The organism is Streptomyces sp. NPDC001914 (genome assembly GCF_042891215.1).
Classification (GTDB): Bacteria; Actinomycetota; Actinomycetes; order Streptomycetales; family Streptomycetaceae; genus Streptomyces.
Window position 1 is genome coordinate 92,087 of the sequence record NZ_JBIASW010000003.1, and the last position, 16,319, is coordinate 108,405.

A 16,319-nucleotide genomic window follows, 5' to 3' on the forward strand; every position below is an offset into this window, starting at 1 on the left:
GGATCGCGCAGGCGGCGGGAAGCGCCCTCGTGGGTGCCGGAGTCGCCCTCGGATCGGGTGCGTTGAGCCTCGTCCTTCGGCGCGGTCACCGGGCTGCCACGAGGAGCCGCCCGACGACCGTGACCCGGGAGGGCTCAGCGGCTTCCGTCGAGGATGACGCGGGCGACGAGCGCCGGGTCGTCGTTCATCGGGACGTGGCCGCAGCCGGGCAGCCGCACCAGCCGGGCCCGCGGAATGATCTGCTTGGCCCGGACGCCCTGGCGGCGGATCAGCAGCCGGTCGCGGGTTCCCCAGGCCACCGTGACGGGGAGCGTCGGGATGTCGTCCGTGAACTGGACGTTCGTACCCGCCCGGAGGGTCTCGGCGAATCCCTCGGCGTGCGCGAGCGCGAGGGTCTCGGCGACGACCGCCTCGGGTGAACGGCGGCCGGGCCGGGCGTAGATGGAGCTGGTCAGCACGGCCCGCCCGGCCGCGGAGCGGGAGAGCCGCTCGATCACCGGGAGGGGCATGCGGCGGGCCGTCTGGCGCATGGCGATCAGCAGGCCGAAGGCGTACCGCCGCTCCACCGGCGACCAGAAGCCGGCGGGCGAGAGAGCGGTGACGGAACGTACGAGCTTCTCGCGGCCCAGTTCCAGGGCCAGCAGACCGCCGAGCGAGTTGCCGGCCACGTGCGGCCGCCCGATCTCCAGCGCCTCGCACAGCGCGCCGAGCAGGGGAACCACCGTCGGCAGGTCGTGGGTGAGCCCGTCGGGCAGCGCCGGGGACACACCGAAGCCGGGGAGGTCGACGGCGACGACGTCGCGTTCGGCGGCGAGGATGGGGATGACCGGGTCCCAGGCCTGGCGGTGGTGGCCGATGCCGTGCAGCAGGAGCAGCGGTTCGCCGGTGCCCTCGCGCGCGTAGGACACGGTGACCGCCTTCGGGCCGCGCGGTGAGGGGAGGCTGACGGTGACCGTGTCGGACATGGGACTGCTCCTCGTCTGAGCGCCGTGACGAACCATCTCGTAGACAGCTTGTCAGCAACTGCTACCGACGGGTAGCCCCGAGCCGTCACGAACCCCGAGCCGTCACGAACCCCACGCCGTCGCGAACCCCACGCCGACACGAACCCCGAGCCGTGTGCCTGAAGCCGGGCGCCGCACCGCGGGGACGGTGGCGCCGGGCCGGGCCCGGGCAACCGGCGTCGGCCGGATGCCCGTACCCCCACGCTCGCCGCATGCCGCACCTGGGCCCCTTCCGGCCCAGCGGCCCGAGCTAACGCGCCCCGCGCACCTCGATGTTGAAGTCCGCGTGCCCGATGTTCTGCATGAGCTTGACCCACAGCGGCAGGTACATCTCCACCGCCCGCGCGGTCCGGATGTCCCCGAGGTCGAACACCCGCTGCGCGGGCCAGCCGAACTCGCCAAGCAGCGCCGTCACTTGCTCCTTGGCGCTCTCGTCGTCACCCGAGACGAAGATCTGGTGCTCGCCCGGCACCCGTGAAGGCTCCACCATCACCTGGCAGTTGACGGTGTTGAGGCTCTTCACCACGCGGGTGCCCGGGAACTCCCGCTGGATCTGCTCGCCCACACTGTCCGACTCCACCGGGGACAGCCGCAGTTCGCCGTCCTCGATCGCCAGGGGATTGGAGACGTCCAACAGCACCTTGCCGTCGAGGTGTTCCTCCCCGGCCGACCGCAGCACGGTGAGCGCGATCCGCCCGCCCACCGCGTTCACGACCACCTCGCCGAACGCCGCCGCGTCCGCGAAGGTGCCGTGCTGGGCCGTGGGACCCGCGCCGTCCGCCCACTCGACGGCCGCCGCGTTGTCCTTGGTCCGCGAACCCAGGCAGACCTCGTGGCCCAGCTCGACCAGCTTGCCGGCCAGGGCGCGCCCCACGTCTCCCGTGCCCAGTACCCCGTATCGCATCGTCGTTCCTCCCGTTGTCCGGACCGTCGGCCACCGGCGGTCCGCGGTCATTGTGCTCCGGCGCGGCGGATTCGCCCGGCTGTTTCGCCTGGACACCCGGGAATGTGTCGGGTGGGATGGTGCGGTGGCAATCGACACGGCGACCGACGTCTTCGAGGAACACCGCCCCGTCCTGATGGGTGTGGCGTACCGCATGCTCGCACGCGTGGCGGACGCGGAGGACGTCGTCCAGGAAGCGTGGCTGCGCTGGTCCGCCGAGGACCGGTCGGACGTGCGTGAACCGCGCGGGTACCTGGTCCGCGTGACGACCCGGCTGGCCATCGACCGGCTGCGCCAGGTCCAGACGCGCCGCGAGGCCTACGTCGGACCCTGGCTCCCGGAACCGTACGTCACCGACTTCGGCGACACCGTGCCCGACAGTGCCGAACGGGCGCTGCTCGCGGACTCCGTCTCCCTCGCCGTCCTCGTCGTCCTGGAGTCCCTGTCACCCCTGGAGCGCGCGGTGTTCGTCCTGAAGGAGGCGTTCGGCTACCCGTACGCCGACATCGCGGCGATTCTCGACCGGACCGAACCGGCGGTGCGTCAACTCGCCGGTCGTGCGCGCAGGCACGTCGGGGAACGGCGGCCGCGCTACGAGGTGGACCCGGCCGAACGCCGTGACCTCACCGAGCGGTTCCTCGCCGCGGCGGGCGAGGGGGATCTGGAGGGGCTGATGGCCCTGCTGGCTCCGGAGGCGCGGCTCATCGGCGACAGCGGCGGCCTCACCCGGGCGCCGCAGCGCGTCCTCGACGGGGCCGAGAAGGTGGGCCGGTTCGTCGTCGGGGTCACCAAGAAGAGCGTGTCCGCACTGGAGTTGCGCTTCCTCGAGGTCAACGGCGGTCTTGCGGTGCTCGTGCTGTCCGGGGGCAAGCCCGACAGCATCGTCCAACTCGACGTCGCGGACGGCCGTGTCCAGTGCGTCTACATCGTGCGCAACCCCGAGAAGCTGGTGTCGATCCCCGCCGGCTAGCCGGCGGCGGACACCTTCCACCGAGCTGCCCCGGGACAACGGAAGCCCCCGTCTTTGTACGGGGGCTTTCGGCGTTGTGTCACGGACGTCGCCCGGTGAGAACACCCCGTGAACGCTCCGCGGCCGGGCGCCTGTGCAATCGGTAAGGGTTCGAGGATTGGTCTTGACCAAGGGTGGGGGCGGCCCTATCGTCGCGGATAGTGCAGGAACCTTTAATAAACAAGGGCGTTAAAACGCCGCCGGGCCACGGCGATTGCGGAGGACAGGGTGGGGACCACGCAGTTGGAATCGGTGCCGGAACCGAAGTACTGGCACCTGAGGACCGTGCTCAGCGAAGCGCTGGACTCCGAGTTCACCGTGGGCGAGATCCTGCCCAACGAACGTGATCTGGCGGCCCGCTTCGGTGTCGCCCGGGCGACCTTGCGCCAGGCACTCGAGCAGCTCGAACTGGAAGGCCGGCTGCAGCGCCGTCGCGGTGTGGGCACCACCGTCGCGCCCCCGCGCATGGGCGTGGCCGTGGGAACGGAACAGCATGTGTGGCCCGGGGCGGCCGGTGACACCTGGCACGCCGCGGACTGCACGGTGGCGGCGCCCCCCGCGGCGGTGGCCGGCATCCTGGAGACAGCCGACGGCGAGCCGGTGCACACCGTGCGCCGTTCCCTGGTGACGCACGGCCAGCCCGTCGCCGCCGAACTCCTCTACATCCCGGCGTCCTCGGTGCCGGACCTGTCGGCGATCGACGCGCCCTCGGGCGCCGCACGCGCGCGTGCCGTGCTGCGCGAGCTCCAGCGCCTGGACCTCGAGGGCCAGGACCGTGCCGTCGAGCTGGGCTCGGCCCGCGCGGACGACGCCAAGGAGCTCGACCGGCTTCCCGGCGCGCCCGTTCTCGTCGTCACGACCCGCTTCTTCACCGAGGGGCGTACCGTCGCGGTGTCCGTGGCCACGTACCGCGCGGACACCTGCCGGCTCACCTTCGGCGATTCCGGCGGCGTGGAGATCCACCACGACCCGGAGCGCCGCGCCTCCTGAGCCGTCGCCCGGCCCGGACCGCCGCGTCGCTCGCGTCTCAGCGGCGCGCGGTCACGGATCCCTCCACCGCGAACAACTGCTCCTCCACGTGGTCGAGCGCCAGCCGCAGCGCACCCGTCGCCACCGCGGCTTCCCCCAGCATCGAGAGCGCCACCTTGGGCGGACGCAGACAGTAGCGCGCCAACTCCCTGCGCAGCGGCTCCAGTACGCCGTCGAGGCCGGCGGCCCAGCCGCCGATGACGACGAGTTCCGGGTCGAGGGCCAGGACCAGGGCCGCCACGTCGTGCACCAGCCGCTGGATGAAGCGCTCGACCGCCGCGCGCGCCCGCTGGTCGCCGTCCTTGGCCAGCGCGAACACCTTGGCGACGGCTTGCTCGTCGAGCGGGTGCAACGGCTCGTCCGTCGTCGAGAGCAGCGTCTCGGGGGTGACGTCACGCCCCAGCAGATGCAGCGCGCCGATCTCACCGGCCGCGCCGCCGAATCCGCGGTGCAGCCGCCCGCCGATCAGGGCGCCGGCCCCCGGGCTCAGCCCCGCCAGGACGAACACGACGTCGTCGGACTCGGTCGCCGCGCCCTTCCAGTGCTCCGCGACCGCCGCCGCGTTGGCGTCGTTCTCCACGAGCACCGGGCACTTGAAGGAACGGCTCAGCCGCTCGCCCAGCGGAAGCCCGGTCCACTCCGGCAGCGCGGTGCCCAGGCGTACGGTGCCGTCCGCCTCCACGATCCCGGGACTTCCCACACCCACCGCGCGCAGCGAACTGCGGGCGACGCCCGCCCGGCGCAGCAGCTCGGCGACCGCCACCCGCAGCCGCTCCAGCCGCTCGTCGGCGGACGCCCGCTCGTCCACGTCCTTGGCCATCGCGCCCATCACGCGCCCGTCCAGGTCCGCGAGCAGCGCCGCGACGCGGTGCGGGCCGATCTCCAGGCCCAGCAGGTGCCCCGCCTCGGCCCGGAACCGGTATCGGCGCGCCGGACGCCCCTGGCGCCGCGTGGCGCCCTCCTCGGCCGCCTTCTCGACGACGAGCCCGTTCTCGATCAGTCCCTCGACGACCCCTTCGACCGTCGGCCGTGACAGTCCGGTCACCCGGGTGATCTCGGTGAGCGTCGCACAGTCCGTGGCACGCAAGGCGTGCAGGACCACAGCGGAATTGATCCGTCGCAGCAGAGAGGGATCCCCGCCGGTCAACTGCCCCAACGTCCGTCCTCCCAGCTCGTACGCGTGTTGGCCGGATCGTACTCGTCGCGGCGGACCCCGGCGAGGGCCGGGGACCCTTTCCGTCCGCGGGCCGCCGTCAGCCCGGCGCCACGAACCCCGATTCGTAGGCCGCGATGACCGCCTGAGTACGGTCCCGGGCCCCCAGCTTCGCCAGTACGGAGCTGACGTGCGACTTGACCGTCTCCGTGCCGACGACCAGCCGCGCGGCGATCTCGGCGTTGGACATGCCCCGGGACATCAGCCGCAGCACGTCCGCCTCGCGCTCGGTCAGCGCGGCCCGCTCCATGGCCGCCCGCGCCGCCGGACTGGCCCCGCCCTCACCGTAGTCGGCCGCCAACTGCCGCACGGAGGCGGGGAACAGCAGGGACTCGCCCTCGGCCACCAGCCGCACCGCGTGCACGATCTCGGCCGGCCGCGCCCGCTTCAGCAGGAAGCCGTCGGCACCCGCGCGCAGCGCCTCGTAGACGTACTCGTCGTTCTCGAACGTCGTCACCACGAGGATCTTCGGCGGGTCCGCGACCGTCCGCAGCAGCGCGCGGGTGGCCTCGATGCCGTCCATCAGGGGCATCCGGACATCCATGGCGACCACGTCCGGTCGCAGCCGGCGGACCAGCGGGATCACGGCGGCGCCGTCGGCGGCCTCACCGACGACCTCGATGTCGGGCTGCGCCTCGAGAACGGCGCGCAGACCCGCGCGTACGAGGGGTTCGTCGTCGACGAGCAGAACGGTGACCGGCATCCGGCCAGCGTAGATCAGTGCAACGGCAGCTCGGCATGGACCTGCCAGTCGCCCTCGTGCGGGCCCGTACGGGCGCTGCCGCCGAGCAGCGCGGCCCGCTCCCGTATGCCGCGCAGACCGCTGCCCCGCCCGGCGCCGGATCTGCCGTCCGGCAGCGGATTGCGGACCTCCAGGGAGAGCGTGCCGTCCCTGACCTCGATACGCACCCGCACCGGAACACTCCCGGCATGCCGGAGCACGTTGGTGAGCGACTCCTGGAGGATGCGGTAGCCCTCCCGGGAGACCGGACCGGCCACCGTGTCCAACGGGCCCGAGACCTCGGCGTCCACCTTGGCCCCCGAGGTGCGTGCCGATTCGAGCAGCCGGTCCGCGTCGGTCAGCGTGGGGCGGCCGCTCGCCGGGCGCTCCGCCTCGCGCAGCACCCCGAGCACCCGCTCCAGGTCCTCCAGAGCGGCCCTTCCGGTCTCCTCGATGGCGGTCAGGGCGCGGGAGGTGAACTCCGGGTCGCCGGCCGCGCGCGCGGCACCGGCCTGCACCACCGCGACGGTGAGCGCGTGGCCGATGGAGTCGTGGAGCTCACGGGCGATGCGGTTGCGCTCCAGGAGTTGCTCCGTGCGCTCCTCCAGCGCGGCCAGCCGCTCGCCGGGGGAGGGGCCGAGGAGCCGTCGCGCGAGCGCCGTGACCAGCTCACCGAGCCCGACCACCGCGCCGTACAGGGCGAGCAGGGGCACAGGAATCAGCAGCGCGCAGCTCCAGTGCGGGTCCAGGAGCCGCACCACGGGGTCGCCGGACGGCCAGTGGCCGAGGGCCGCTCGGGTGAGGTCGACGGCGAACACGGGCAGCCACACGGTGACCACGGACGCCGCCGCCCCCAGCAGCAGGCGCGCCTCCAGCCAGAGCACCGTCCGCCACCGGTCCCGCCAGCAGGAGGAGGGAGCGACCGAGAACACCGTGTCCTCGCCGCCCCGCTCGCCCGGCGCCAGCATGAACCGCGCCTGCACACCCTCGCCCCGCCGCACGGCCGGGATCAGTCCGAGCGGTATCAGCAGCACCGCCGGCACCCACGGCTTCGACATGTCGATGAACAGCCACACGCTGACGAACAGCATCGGCACCCACAGGTGCAGCAGTCGCGTGTACGTCGTCCCCCACAGCAGCGGGCGCAGAAATCGGGCCATCGCGCCATCCTGCCAGCGGGCACCGACAACAGACCTCCCCCGGGCGGGGGAGACGATCTCCACCCGCGGGGGAGGCGAGCGGGGGCGGGCGGCGGCCAGGCTGTGCCCATGACCAGCATCGACGTCCAAGACCTGACCAAGGAGTACGGCAGCAGGCGCGCCGTGGACCACCTGACCTTCAGCGTCCTCCCGGGCCGTGTCACCGGATTCCTCGGCCCCAACGGCGCCGGGAAGTCCACCACCATGCGGCTCGTGCTGGGCCTGGACCGGCCCACCTCCGGCACCGCCGTCATCGGCGGCCGCGCGTACGCCACCCTCGACGAACCGCTCCGGAAGGTGGGCGCCCTGCTCGACGCGGGAGCCGCCCACGGGTCACGGACCGCCCGGAACCACCTGCGGGCACTCGCCGCCACCAACCGGATCCCCGAACGCCGGGTCGACGAAGTGCTGGAGGAGACCGGGCTCGCCGCGGTAGCCCGCCACCGGGTGAAGACGTACTCCCTGGGCATGCGTCAGCGCCTGGGCATCGCGGCCGCCCTCCTCGGCGACCCGCCCGTGGTGCTCCTGGACGAACCGTCGAACGGGCTGGATCCAGAAGGAATCATCTGGATCCGGGAGCTGCTGCGCCGGCTGGCCCGGGAGGGGCGCACCGTCCTCGTCTCCAGCCACCTCATGAACGAGACCGCCTCCTTCGCCGACCAGCTCGTCGTCCTCGGCCGCGGCAGGCTGCTGGCCGACATGCCGAGGCGTGAGTTCATCGACGCGCGCGTGCAGCCCCGCGTCCGGGTGCGCAGCACGGACAGCCGCGCGCTGGGCGCCCTGCTCGCGGAACACGGCGTCGAGGCCGCCGAGGGCGAGGAGGGCCGCTGGACCGCGTACGACGCGCGGCTGGAGGACATCGGGCGCCTCACCTCGGCCGCCGGACTCTCCATCCTCGAACTCGCCGCGGAAGAGGGCACGTTGGAGCAGGCCTATCTGGACCTGACCGCCACCGAGACCGAGTTCGCCGCCGCCCCGACACAGCCCCAGGAGGCGTGACCATGTCCTTCGCACCCGCACTCCGCGCGGAATGGATCAAGATCCGTACCCTGCGCCCGCTCCTCTGGGGCCTGCTGGCCGTCCTGCTCTCCACGGTCGCGTTCTCCGCGCTCGCGGGCCTCGACGACTCCGACGGCCCGGAGTTCGACCCGCTGTTCTCGACGTTCTTCGGTGTCAGTTTCGGCCAGATCGCGGCCATCACCTTCGGAGCCCAGGCGGTCGCGGCCGAGTACCGGGGCGGCGCGCTTCGGGTGTCGCTCGCGGCGGTTCCGCACCGGGGGCGCTGGTTCCTGGCGAAGACGGTGGCGATCGGCGTGCCGGCCCTCGGGATCGGCCTGGTGACCGGCGTGTCCAGTCTGGTGGTCGGTACGTCGGTGCTCGGGTCCCGGGCGGACGCCCTGACCTGGACGGCGGAACTGCGGGGCGTGGTGGGCTGCGCGGTCTACCTGTCCCTGATGGCCCTGTTCGCGGCGGGCCTGACGGCCGTCCTGCGCAGCGGCGTCGCCACACTGAGCATCCTGATCCCGTTCCTGTTGATCGTGTCCTTCGTCGTCGGGTCGGCGTCGGGGAGCGTGGCGGACTTCCTGCCGGACAAGGCCGGTCAGACGGTCCTGCACGCTTCGTGGGACGGCGCTCTCGGACCCTGGAGCGGGCTCGCGGTGACGGCGCTGTGGGCGGCGGCGGCTCTGGGAGCGGGCGCGTGGTGCGTCCGGCGCCGGGACGCCTGAGCGCACTGGCTTCCTGACGCCTCACCAATTGTCAGTGGCGGCGGCTTTACTGGACGTCATGACCATCGCGCGGCATCTCGCCACGATCGACCGGCTGTGCGCCGAGGACTTTCCCACGGGGCGCGGCGGGTCGGTCGCCGGGTCGTACGGCCCTCCCGGGGGACCCGGTTTCCATGTCGTCGAGTTGGAGCGCGGCGCCGGTCCAACGGGGGACGGTCACGGCGAGCGGGAGGAGGCCGAGCAGTACGAAGCCCTGCGTGAAGCGCTCGCTCAGCGGCTCGCCGACCGGTGGGGGGATCCGGAGTGGATCAGCCTGGACGGAGTGTTCCTGCGTGCCGAGCAGGGCGACGAGCGAATACCGGAGCCCTGGGCCTCCCTCGGTTCGCACATGAGGAACGCCCAGGTGTGGCGGGTGCAGGAGACCGGCCGCTGGCTCGCTCTCGGCGTCTCCCGGCTGGGCGAGGGCCAGGAGTTCAGGCTGCTGGCGGTGATCACGGAGACGGACCCGCCGTGACGCGTCGAGCCCCTGCGGGGAGCTGATCAGCGGTCGAGGCGGTCGCACACGTCGGCGACCAGTCCGGCGGCGTCGTCGAGCGTGGCGGTCAGTGTCTCCGGAGTGGTGCCGAGCGCGGAGAACAGCCCGTGAGCCCGCGCGGTGAAGTCCGCCGGGGCGACGGCGAGTTCCCCCGCGGCCCGAACCGCCCCCTTCTCGTTCAGCACCCAGCGCCGGGCCCGGGCATGGAGGGCGTGCGTGAGAAGCCCGACCGCGCGGAAGAGGCAGCCGGAGACGTAGAAGACATCTCCGCGCGCAGCTCCCTTGCGGGCGGCCGCGAGGATGAACGGCGCCTCCCACCGCGCGTTGTCCATGAGCGCTTCGCGCAGCGGTCCGGGGTAGTGGCGCGTCAGCTCCCGCAGGTTCCTGAGCTCGCCACCGGGATCGGCGAGGACCTGCCCGACGGCCACCTCACCGACGTAGGAGTGCGAGTACACGCCCAGCGGGTGGCCCGGCTGGACACCGATCTCGAAGCGCCCGGCCCGGCAGTCCCGCCAGACGCGGTGCACCCGGTCCAGGTCGCGGTAGATCCAGTCGACGCGATGGCCGTCGACGGTCAGCCAGCCGCCACCGTCCACCCACGGCCCCCAGCCGCCGGGCTCGGTCACCTCCACCGGGCCACCGGTCAGCCGGGCCGCGAGCCGGCGCAGGGCCGCGGTGTCCAGCGGTGGCCGGTAGTACAGGCCCAGGTCGAAGTCGGAGTCGGGACCGTGCGTACCACTGGCCCGGCTGCCGCCCAGGCACACGCCGACGATGCCGTTGACCTCGGTCAGGTCGCTCGCGATCTCCGACAGGCGCTCCATGTGCCGGATTCTGCCCAGACGGAGCCCGGTCCGCGACCCGATTTCGGCACGGCTCTACGCCCTTTCCGGCACGGCTCCACGCCGCTCTCGCGACGGCTGCATCCCGCTCCCGCCAGGGCTGTACACCGCTCCCGCGGCGGCTGAACTCCGCTTTTGCCCAGGCTGACCAGCGTCTTCGGCGCGGCCGAACACGGCTTGCGTCAGCGCTCCACACCGACGGTGAACGCCGGGAGGCCGCCCGCGACGACGGTACGAGCCGGTCGCGAGCGGCCTCCCGGTCCGCGTGTGCGAGGTGGGTCAGAGGATCGCGCCGGGCGTGTAGCCCGCGGCCTCGGGGTGCTGCTTCACGATCTCCTCGACACGGCCGACGACGACGGCCACCTGGTCGGCCGCGGCTCCCGTGAACGACAGCTTGTCGGCCATCAGCTCGTCGAGCTGCGCGCGGTCCAGCGGGATCCGCTCGTCCGCGGCGAGCTTGTCGAGCAGTTCGTTGCGCTCGGCGCCCTGCTCGCGCATGGCCAGGGCGGAGGCGACGGCGTTCTCCTTGATCGCCTCGTGGGCGACCTCACGGCCGACACCGGCGCGCACCGCGCCCATCAGGACCTTGGTCGTCGCCAGGAACGGCAGGTAGCGGTCGAGCTCGCGGGCGACAACGGCCGGGAACGCGCCGAACTCGTCGAGGACGGTCAGGAAAGTCTCCAGCAGACCGTCCAGCGCGAAGAACGCGTCAGGCAGCGCGACCCGGCGCACCACCGAGCACGACACGTCGCCCTCGTTCCACTGGTCGCCGGCCAGCTCGCCGGTCATCGACGCGTAGCCGCGCAGGATGACCATCAGACCGTTGACGCGCTCGCAGGAGCGGGTGTTCATCTTGTGCGGCATCGCGGACGAGCCGACCTGACCGGGCTTGAAGCCCTCGGTGACCAGCTCGTGCCCGGCCATCAGACGGATGGTCTTCGCGGTGGAGGACGGGGCGGCCGCGAGCTGCACCAGCGCGGTCACGACGTCGTAGTCCAGCGAGCGCGGGTAGACCTGGCCGACGGAGGTGAAGGCCTCGGAGAAGCCGAGGTGCCCGGCGATCCGGCGCTCCAGGTCCGCGAGCTTCGCTGCGTCACCGCCCAGCAGGTCGAGCATGTCCTGGGCCGTGCCGACCGGGCCCTTGATGCCGCGCAGCGGGTAGCGGCCGAGGAGTTCCTCGAGACGGCCGTACGCGACGAGCATCTCGTCGGCTGCGGTCGCGAAGCGCTTGCCGAGGGTGGTGGCCTGCGCGGCCACGTTGTGCGAGCGGCCGGCCATGACCAGCTCGGCGTACTCGCCGGCGAGCCTGGCCAGCCGGGCGAGGACCGCCACGGTGCGGTCGCGCATCAGCTCGAGGGAGAGCCGGATCTGAAGCTGCTCGACGTTCTCGGTGAGGTCGCGGGACGTCATGCCCTTGTGCACGTGCTCGTGGCCGGCGAGGTCGTTGAACTCCTCGATCCGGGCCTTCACGTCGTGCCGGGTGACCTTCTCGCGCTCGGCGATGGACGCGAGGTCGACCTGGTCGAGGACGCGCTCGTAGTCGGCGATGGCGGCGTCCGGCACCTCGATCCCGAGGTCCTTCTGCGCCCGCAGCACGGCGAGCCAGAGCTGACGCTCCAGCTTCACCTTCTGCTCGGGGGACCAGAGCGTGGCGAGCTCGGCGGAGGCGTAGCGTCCGGCGAGAACGTTGGGGATACGGGGCTTAGCAGGCGCGGCAGTCACGTGTATGGAGCATACCGGCTGTCCGGCGCCACTCCTGTTATGTCCGCGGCGTCCCGGATGCCCAGGTCGTCGCGGAGCGGCACCCCCCGGCGGACCGGGGCGTGCGTGAGAGGTGCGGGGACGGGACGGAGGTGTCGCACTCGGCGCGCACCGCAGACCGCGTCGTCGCTCCTGCGTCCGCCTGTCATCGCGGCGGATTGACGCTCAACTCCTTTGAACAGAGGGGAGTTGTTCACCGTATTGATGGGTGGATGGCTCGGTGGAACCTTTTCGCAGGGTGGTGCTCAGGATCCGGAACGCGGGGGGCGGCTTCCGTAGCCCGCCTGTGCGTGCGGATCGGGGTGGGACTGCTCGCTGCCGACGACAGCGCGCAGACCCCCGTACGTCCGTGAGGTGAACCGGTCGTGGGCAAAGGTGAGCTCTGCCGTGATCAGCTGGTTGCGCTCGTCGTTGACTTCCTCGATCTCCTGCATGAGCTGGGAGTTCTTGGCGCGCAGTGCCGTGTTCGCGTTGCGCGCCTCGTCGAGGGCTCTGGCATGACTGCCGAGTCGGATGGCTGTGATGGTGGCCCTGCGAGCCATGGCCTTCTCTCGCCGGGCCAGGTCCAGCTCGTGTTTTTGCAGGTCCAGCTCGAGACGTCGTCGGTGTTCCGCCAGGACGCTGAGATCATGTCGTGTGCGGGTGTCGACCTGAGTCACCGTATGGCGGAGCAGGGCAGCTAGTGCCCCGGCCACGCCCATGGTCAACAGGCCGATCCCGACTGTCGCCGATTCCCATGCATGGTGCCAGACGCCCACGCCCACGAATGTCCAGCCGGCTGTGCAGCTGGCGGCGGACGCGGTTGCCAGTCTGTACGCCACGTTTTGTTACCCCCTTGCAGTGGCCCCCCGGCTGTCGTCGGCATCGAGATCCTTTTGGAGCTCGATCGCTTGGACGATGTTCCCGCTGAGCATTGTGCGGATTCTGAGATCAGTGATTCCCCATGCGTCCATGGCCTCCTCCGGGGTGAGTGATACCGAGGCTACCCTCCGTGTCGCAGGCTGAGGCCCGTGTTCCGGCGGAAGCATGCCGCTGTTCACCAACATCTCTCGCTGGTCGAGGCCAAGTACTGACGCCCATGTGGTCAGTTGCGAGGGAAGGGGGAGGGTTTTTCCTTCCAGTGTTCTGCTGATCGTCGTCAGGCTCACTCCAATCGCGATGGCCAGTTGAGCCCGGCCACCGGCTCGTGGGCGTACGTCGTACCCGGCCGCTGTCGCGGCATTTGTGAGGTACTCGCCCACCCTCCTTGCGAGAGCTTGTCGCTCACCGCGGGACTCGTGGGGGGACTCTTCCATGCTCCGCATGTTCCGGAGAGTAGCGCGCGTGTATGCAACTTGCACGCGACTTGCATGCGTGCATCTTCGCAGGTCAATCGGCATTTAAGAGTCATGGCAGGCCAAGGGGGACGGCTCGTACGCCAGTTCCCCACAAAAAGTCTCGTCTTCATACCGGCGAAGCAACTTGCGTACGTGTACGCAAGTTGCATATGTTGCATGACTGTGAGTTAGTCGCACGTATGCAAGTCCCTTTGAGGGGACCCTATTTGCACCGCCTCGGCATCAGCTCGACCAGGCTCCGGAGCTGCGAGGCAACCGTGGGGACGCCTCGAAACCTTCGGACACGACGACCCGGTCATCCGGCGCCCGAGCCCGGCCATGGCCGGAGCGGACCGTCGCAGCACCTGCCCACCACAGTTCATCCACTCATGAACGGAGTAGGCCTTGATCGCCGAGGCTAACGCCGCCACACCGCGGTTCGACACCAGAGAACCGGCCCTTATCGCCCGCGCGCTCGCGGGCGACCGGGACGCTTTCGGGGAGCTCTACGCTCTGCATCACCCCGCGGTACTGGCTTACGTACAGCGCCGTGTACGCAATCGGCAGGTCGCCGAGGACATCACCGGCGAGACCTTTCTCAACGCCTGGATGAAACGCGAGACCTTCACTTATCGCGGCATCGGCTTTGTCGGGTGGCTGATCACCATCGCCCGGAACAAGGTCATCGACCATTGCAAGAGTGCCCAGCGACGCGAGTTCGTGGTCGAGGACATGCTCGGCTTCGACGAGGACCTCACGGTCAGCACCGAGGACACCGTACTGATCAGTCTGGACGAGGAGTTGCTGCGCCGGGCCCTGGAGCAGCTGCGGCCACCACAGCGCGAAGTCCTCACGCGCCGCTTCCTGATGGAGTTCTCGGTGCTGGAGACGGCACGGCAGATGTCACGGTCCGAAGGCGCCGTGAAGACCCTGCAGTTCAGGGCCCTGGCCAAGCTCCGCAGTGAGTACCTGGGGGTGGCGGCATGACCACCGTGCCCGGGATCCGTTCGGTCGTCGAAGCCAATCTTGCCGAGCAACTCAGCGCGTTCGCCCGGGAGTTCGTCGCAGACCTGGAGGCGCAGGGGCGTCTGGTGGAGGCCGGCGGAGCCGGTGTCCTCGAACGGCTGCGGACACAGGTCGAGGCCGTGCACTGTCCGGAGGCCTACCACGCGGCCGTGGACACGATCGTCGAGGACTGCGGCTACCCGAGCGAGGTCGCGATGCGGATCGCCACCGCGCTGAACCGCAAGGGGCTGATCCCCGGCGACGATGTCGAGCCACGACACGGCCGGGCGCCCTCGACCGCGCCGGACGACGAGGCCGGGCCCCCTGCCGCCGACGTCGAGCCGGGCGATGACGTCAAGCGCGCTTCCCTGCCGGTCGTCAGGGGGCGGACCCCCGGTGGCGATGTCGAGCCACGGCACGACGCCGTGCCCGCTTCCGTGCCGGACGCCAGGGGCCGGATCTCCGGCGGCGATGTGGAACCACGGCACGACCGCACGTCCTCGGCCGTGCCGGACGGCAAGGGCCTGGTCCTCGGCGGCGACGTCGAGCCCCGGCGCGAGGCTGTGCGTGCTTCCCTGCCCGATGTCAGGGACCTGATCTCCGGTGGCGATGTCGAGTTCCGGCGTGACGCCGGGCCCGCGTCGGTGCCCGACGTCAGAGGGTGGATCTCCGGCGGCGACCTCGAACCGCGGCACGACCACGCGTCCGCACCCGCGCCCGATAGTGCGGAGCAGGGCCCTGCCGGCGGTTTCGAGCCGCGGCACGACCGTGTCCCCGCGCCCGGGCCGGACGGTGAGGAGACCGCGGCCGGCGGGGAGGAGTCCGAGCCCCGGCACGATCGCGCTCCCGCGTCCGTACCGGACCACGCGGGACCGGTTCCCGGCGGCGAGGACACGGAGCCCCGGCACGACCGCACCGCCCTGGCCTCGCCGCTCGTGCCGCCCGCGCGCGGTGCGATCGTGCTGCATCTCGCCGCCCGCGGCGCCGGACGGGGCACGGCGGACCACGGGGCCGCACCCGTACCGCAGCGCGTCGACGGCCAGGTCCCGCGGGTGCGGCCGGCTGCCGCGCGGTCGCGCACGGTCGGATGGGGCAGTGCCTCCGCCCGCGCGGTCTCCGTGGCCGCGAGCCTGCAGTCCGACCACCTCGCCCGCCTGGAGGCCATGCAGATCATGGCGGACGGCGAGCGGGTCACGGTGGCCATCAAGGCCACCTGCCTGGACGACTGGGAGTACTGGCTCGACGCGATCGGCGCTCCCCGCAACGTCCGGACCAGGACGGCCGGGCACGCCCAGGTGGCCGCCGGAACCCTCGACGGCGTCGCCGTCCACCTGACCGCGCACGGTGTCCCCGAACTCCTCCAGGAAGCGAGCGACACGGCCGCCGATCCGTTCTTCCTCTGGGGGCGGATCTACGACCTCGGGATGGGGCAGGTCGACCGCACCGACCGGATCTGGCTGTCCCTCGGCCGGCGCCAGGACGAGCGCGGGATGCCGCTGCTGGTCCTGCGCGGCACGGACGGGCCCCCGTACCCGCTCGCCTCGATCGTCATGGCGCACGGCCCGCTGACGGCCACCCCCCTGCCCTCCGGCGGAATCACCGGCGACAGTGCGTGATCCCCGGAGGGGGCGCCGCTTCGGCTGACTGTTTCTCACTCGTGGTGCCCAGCGCCTCTGTACGAGGCGAATCGGGGCGACGCGTCCACGAACGCTCACTATCCGTGTACTGCACCTGGCGCAGAGCGATCCTGGCAGGCAGTAGGCACCGTTGCCCGGGATGGCTGGTTTCTCACCCTGCCCGCAACCCACCGCAACGGTGCCGATGGGGCACATCGGCCCTGATCGGTCCACCGTTGGCGTGTCAGTGCCAAAAGGTGCTCCCACGCCTTTGCCCCGGCCACGCCCGCGGACAGGTGCCGGCAAGTTCCCTGGGCGGTGCTCAGGGGTGTACTTCTCAGGCCAACGCTCGAGTGCTTTGATGTTGATTCCAGCGGGAACTCCCGGCTGGCCTGTTACTTG

At 71.4% G+C, this 16,319-nt stretch carries 15 protein-coding genes; 7 read left to right on the plus strand and 8 right to left on the minus strand.

Features of this window, described 5'->3' with window-relative positions; translation table 11 throughout:
- Positions 1-134: 134 nt before the first annotated feature.
- Positions 135-965 carry an alpha/beta fold hydrolase gene (locus ACFYYF_RS09670; RefSeq protein ID WP_388773188.1) on the minus strand — a complete coding sequence of 277 codons (831 nt, stop codon included), beginning with the start codon at positions 963-965 and terminating at the stop codon, positions 135-137.
- Between the two features lie 289 nt (positions 966-1,254).
- Entirely contained in the window at positions 1,255-1,908 is a 654-nt protein-coding gene (locus ACFYYF_RS09675) for an NADPH-dependent F420 reductase (RefSeq protein ID WP_388773191.1), read from the minus strand.
- Positions 1,909-2,032: 124 nt separating this feature from the next.
- Between ACFYYF_RS09675 and ACFYYF_RS09680 the strand changes: the two genes are divergently transcribed.
- Entirely contained in the window at positions 2,033-2,917 is an 885-nt protein-coding gene (locus ACFYYF_RS09680) for an RNA polymerase sigma-70 factor (RefSeq protein WP_388773194.1), read from the plus strand.
- Between the two features lie 267 nt (positions 2,918-3,184).
- A complete protein-coding gene (locus tag ACFYYF_RS09685; protein WP_361684240.1) occupies positions 3,185-3,946 on the plus strand; it encodes a GntR family transcriptional regulator in 762 nt (253 codons plus the stop codon).
- A gap of 37 nt (positions 3,947-3,983) precedes the next feature.
- On the opposite strand, the gene ACFYYF_RS09690 is transcribed toward ACFYYF_RS09685, so the two are convergent.
- The 3 genes from ACFYYF_RS09690 to ACFYYF_RS09700 all read right to left on the minus strand — a co-directional run bounded on the left by ACFYYF_RS09690 (position 3,984) and on the right by ACFYYF_RS09700 (position 7,079).
- Positions 3,984-5,141: an ROK family transcriptional regulator gene (locus tag ACFYYF_RS09690; RefSeq protein ID WP_388773197.1), complete on the minus strand. Its 1,158-nt coding sequence runs from the start codon at positions 5,139-5,141 to the stop codon at positions 3,984-3,986.
- Between the two features lie 97 nt (positions 5,142-5,238).
- Positions 5,239-5,901 carry a response regulator gene (locus ACFYYF_RS09695; protein ID WP_388773200.1) on the minus strand — a complete coding sequence of 221 codons (663 nt, stop codon included), beginning with the start codon at positions 5,899-5,901 and terminating at the stop codon, positions 5,239-5,241.
- A gap of 14 nt (positions 5,902-5,915) precedes the next feature.
- The gene (locus tag ACFYYF_RS09700; RefSeq protein WP_388773202.1) at positions 5,916-7,079 is read right to left on the minus strand and encodes a sensor histidine kinase; all 1,164 of its coding nucleotides are present in this window, start codon (positions 7,077-7,079) and stop codon (positions 5,916-5,918) included.
- Positions 7,080-7,187: 108 nt separating this feature from the next.
- Here ACFYYF_RS09700 and ACFYYF_RS09705 point away from each other — a divergent pair, with 108 nt between their 5' ends.
- Genes ACFYYF_RS09705 through ACFYYF_RS09715 form a run of 3 tightly spaced genes read left to right on the plus strand, consistent with a single transcriptional unit; the run spans position 7,188 to position 9,359 of the window.
- The gene (locus ACFYYF_RS09705) at positions 7,188-8,117 is read left to right on the plus strand and encodes an ATP-binding cassette domain-containing protein (RefSeq protein ID WP_388773204.1); all 930 of its coding nucleotides are present in this window, start codon (positions 7,188-7,190) and stop codon (positions 8,115-8,117) included.
- 2 nt (positions 8,118-8,119) lie between these two features.
- On the plus strand, positions 8,120-8,845 hold the full coding sequence (locus ACFYYF_RS09710) for an ABC transporter permease (RefSeq protein ID WP_388773207.1): 726 nt from the start codon (positions 8,120-8,122) through the stop codon (positions 8,843-8,845).
- 58 nt (positions 8,846-8,903) lie between these two features.
- The gene (locus tag ACFYYF_RS09715; RefSeq protein WP_388773209.1) at positions 8,904-9,359 is read left to right on the plus strand and encodes a hypothetical protein; all 456 of its coding nucleotides are present in this window, start codon (positions 8,904-8,906) and stop codon (positions 9,357-9,359) included.
- 26 nt (positions 9,360-9,385) lie between these two features.
- Here the strand turns inward: ACFYYF_RS09715 and ACFYYF_RS09720 are convergent, their stop codons facing one another.
- The 3 genes from ACFYYF_RS09720 to ACFYYF_RS09730 form a co-directional block, all read right to left on the minus strand.
- Complete coding sequence (locus ACFYYF_RS09720) at positions 9,386-10,201, minus strand: nucleotidyltransferase domain-containing protein (protein ID WP_388773212.1); 816 nt, start codon at positions 10,199-10,201, stop codon at positions 9,386-9,388.
- A 297-nt stretch (positions 10,202-10,498) separates the two neighbouring features.
- Entirely contained in the window at positions 10,499-11,941 is a 1,443-nt protein-coding gene (gene purB, locus ACFYYF_RS09725; RefSeq protein ID WP_361684224.1) for an adenylosuccinate lyase, read from the minus strand.
- Positions 11,942-12,225: 284 nt separating this feature from the next.
- A complete protein-coding gene (locus ACFYYF_RS09730) occupies positions 12,226-12,738 on the minus strand; it encodes a hypothetical protein (protein ID WP_388773216.1) in 513 nt (170 codons plus the stop codon).
- Between the two features lie 963 nt (positions 12,739-13,701).
- On the opposite strand from ACFYYF_RS09730, the gene ACFYYF_RS09735 reads away from it, so the two are divergent.
- Together ACFYYF_RS09735 and ACFYYF_RS09740 are read left to right on the plus strand one after the other, a co-directional pair.
- Positions 13,702-14,283 (plus strand): sigma-70 family RNA polymerase sigma factor, encoded by a 582-nt coding sequence (locus ACFYYF_RS09735; RefSeq protein WP_326789111.1) that lies wholly within the window; start codon positions 13,702-13,704, stop codon positions 14,281-14,283.
- Positions 14,280-15,917: a BN159_2729 family protein gene (locus ACFYYF_RS09740; RefSeq protein WP_388773219.1), complete on the plus strand. Its 1,638-nt coding sequence runs from the start codon at positions 14,280-14,282 to the stop codon at positions 15,915-15,917. Before ACFYYF_RS09735 ends, ACFYYF_RS09740 begins: the two co-directional genes overlap by 4 nt.
- The last annotated feature ends 402 nt before the right edge of the window (positions 15,918-16,319 follow it).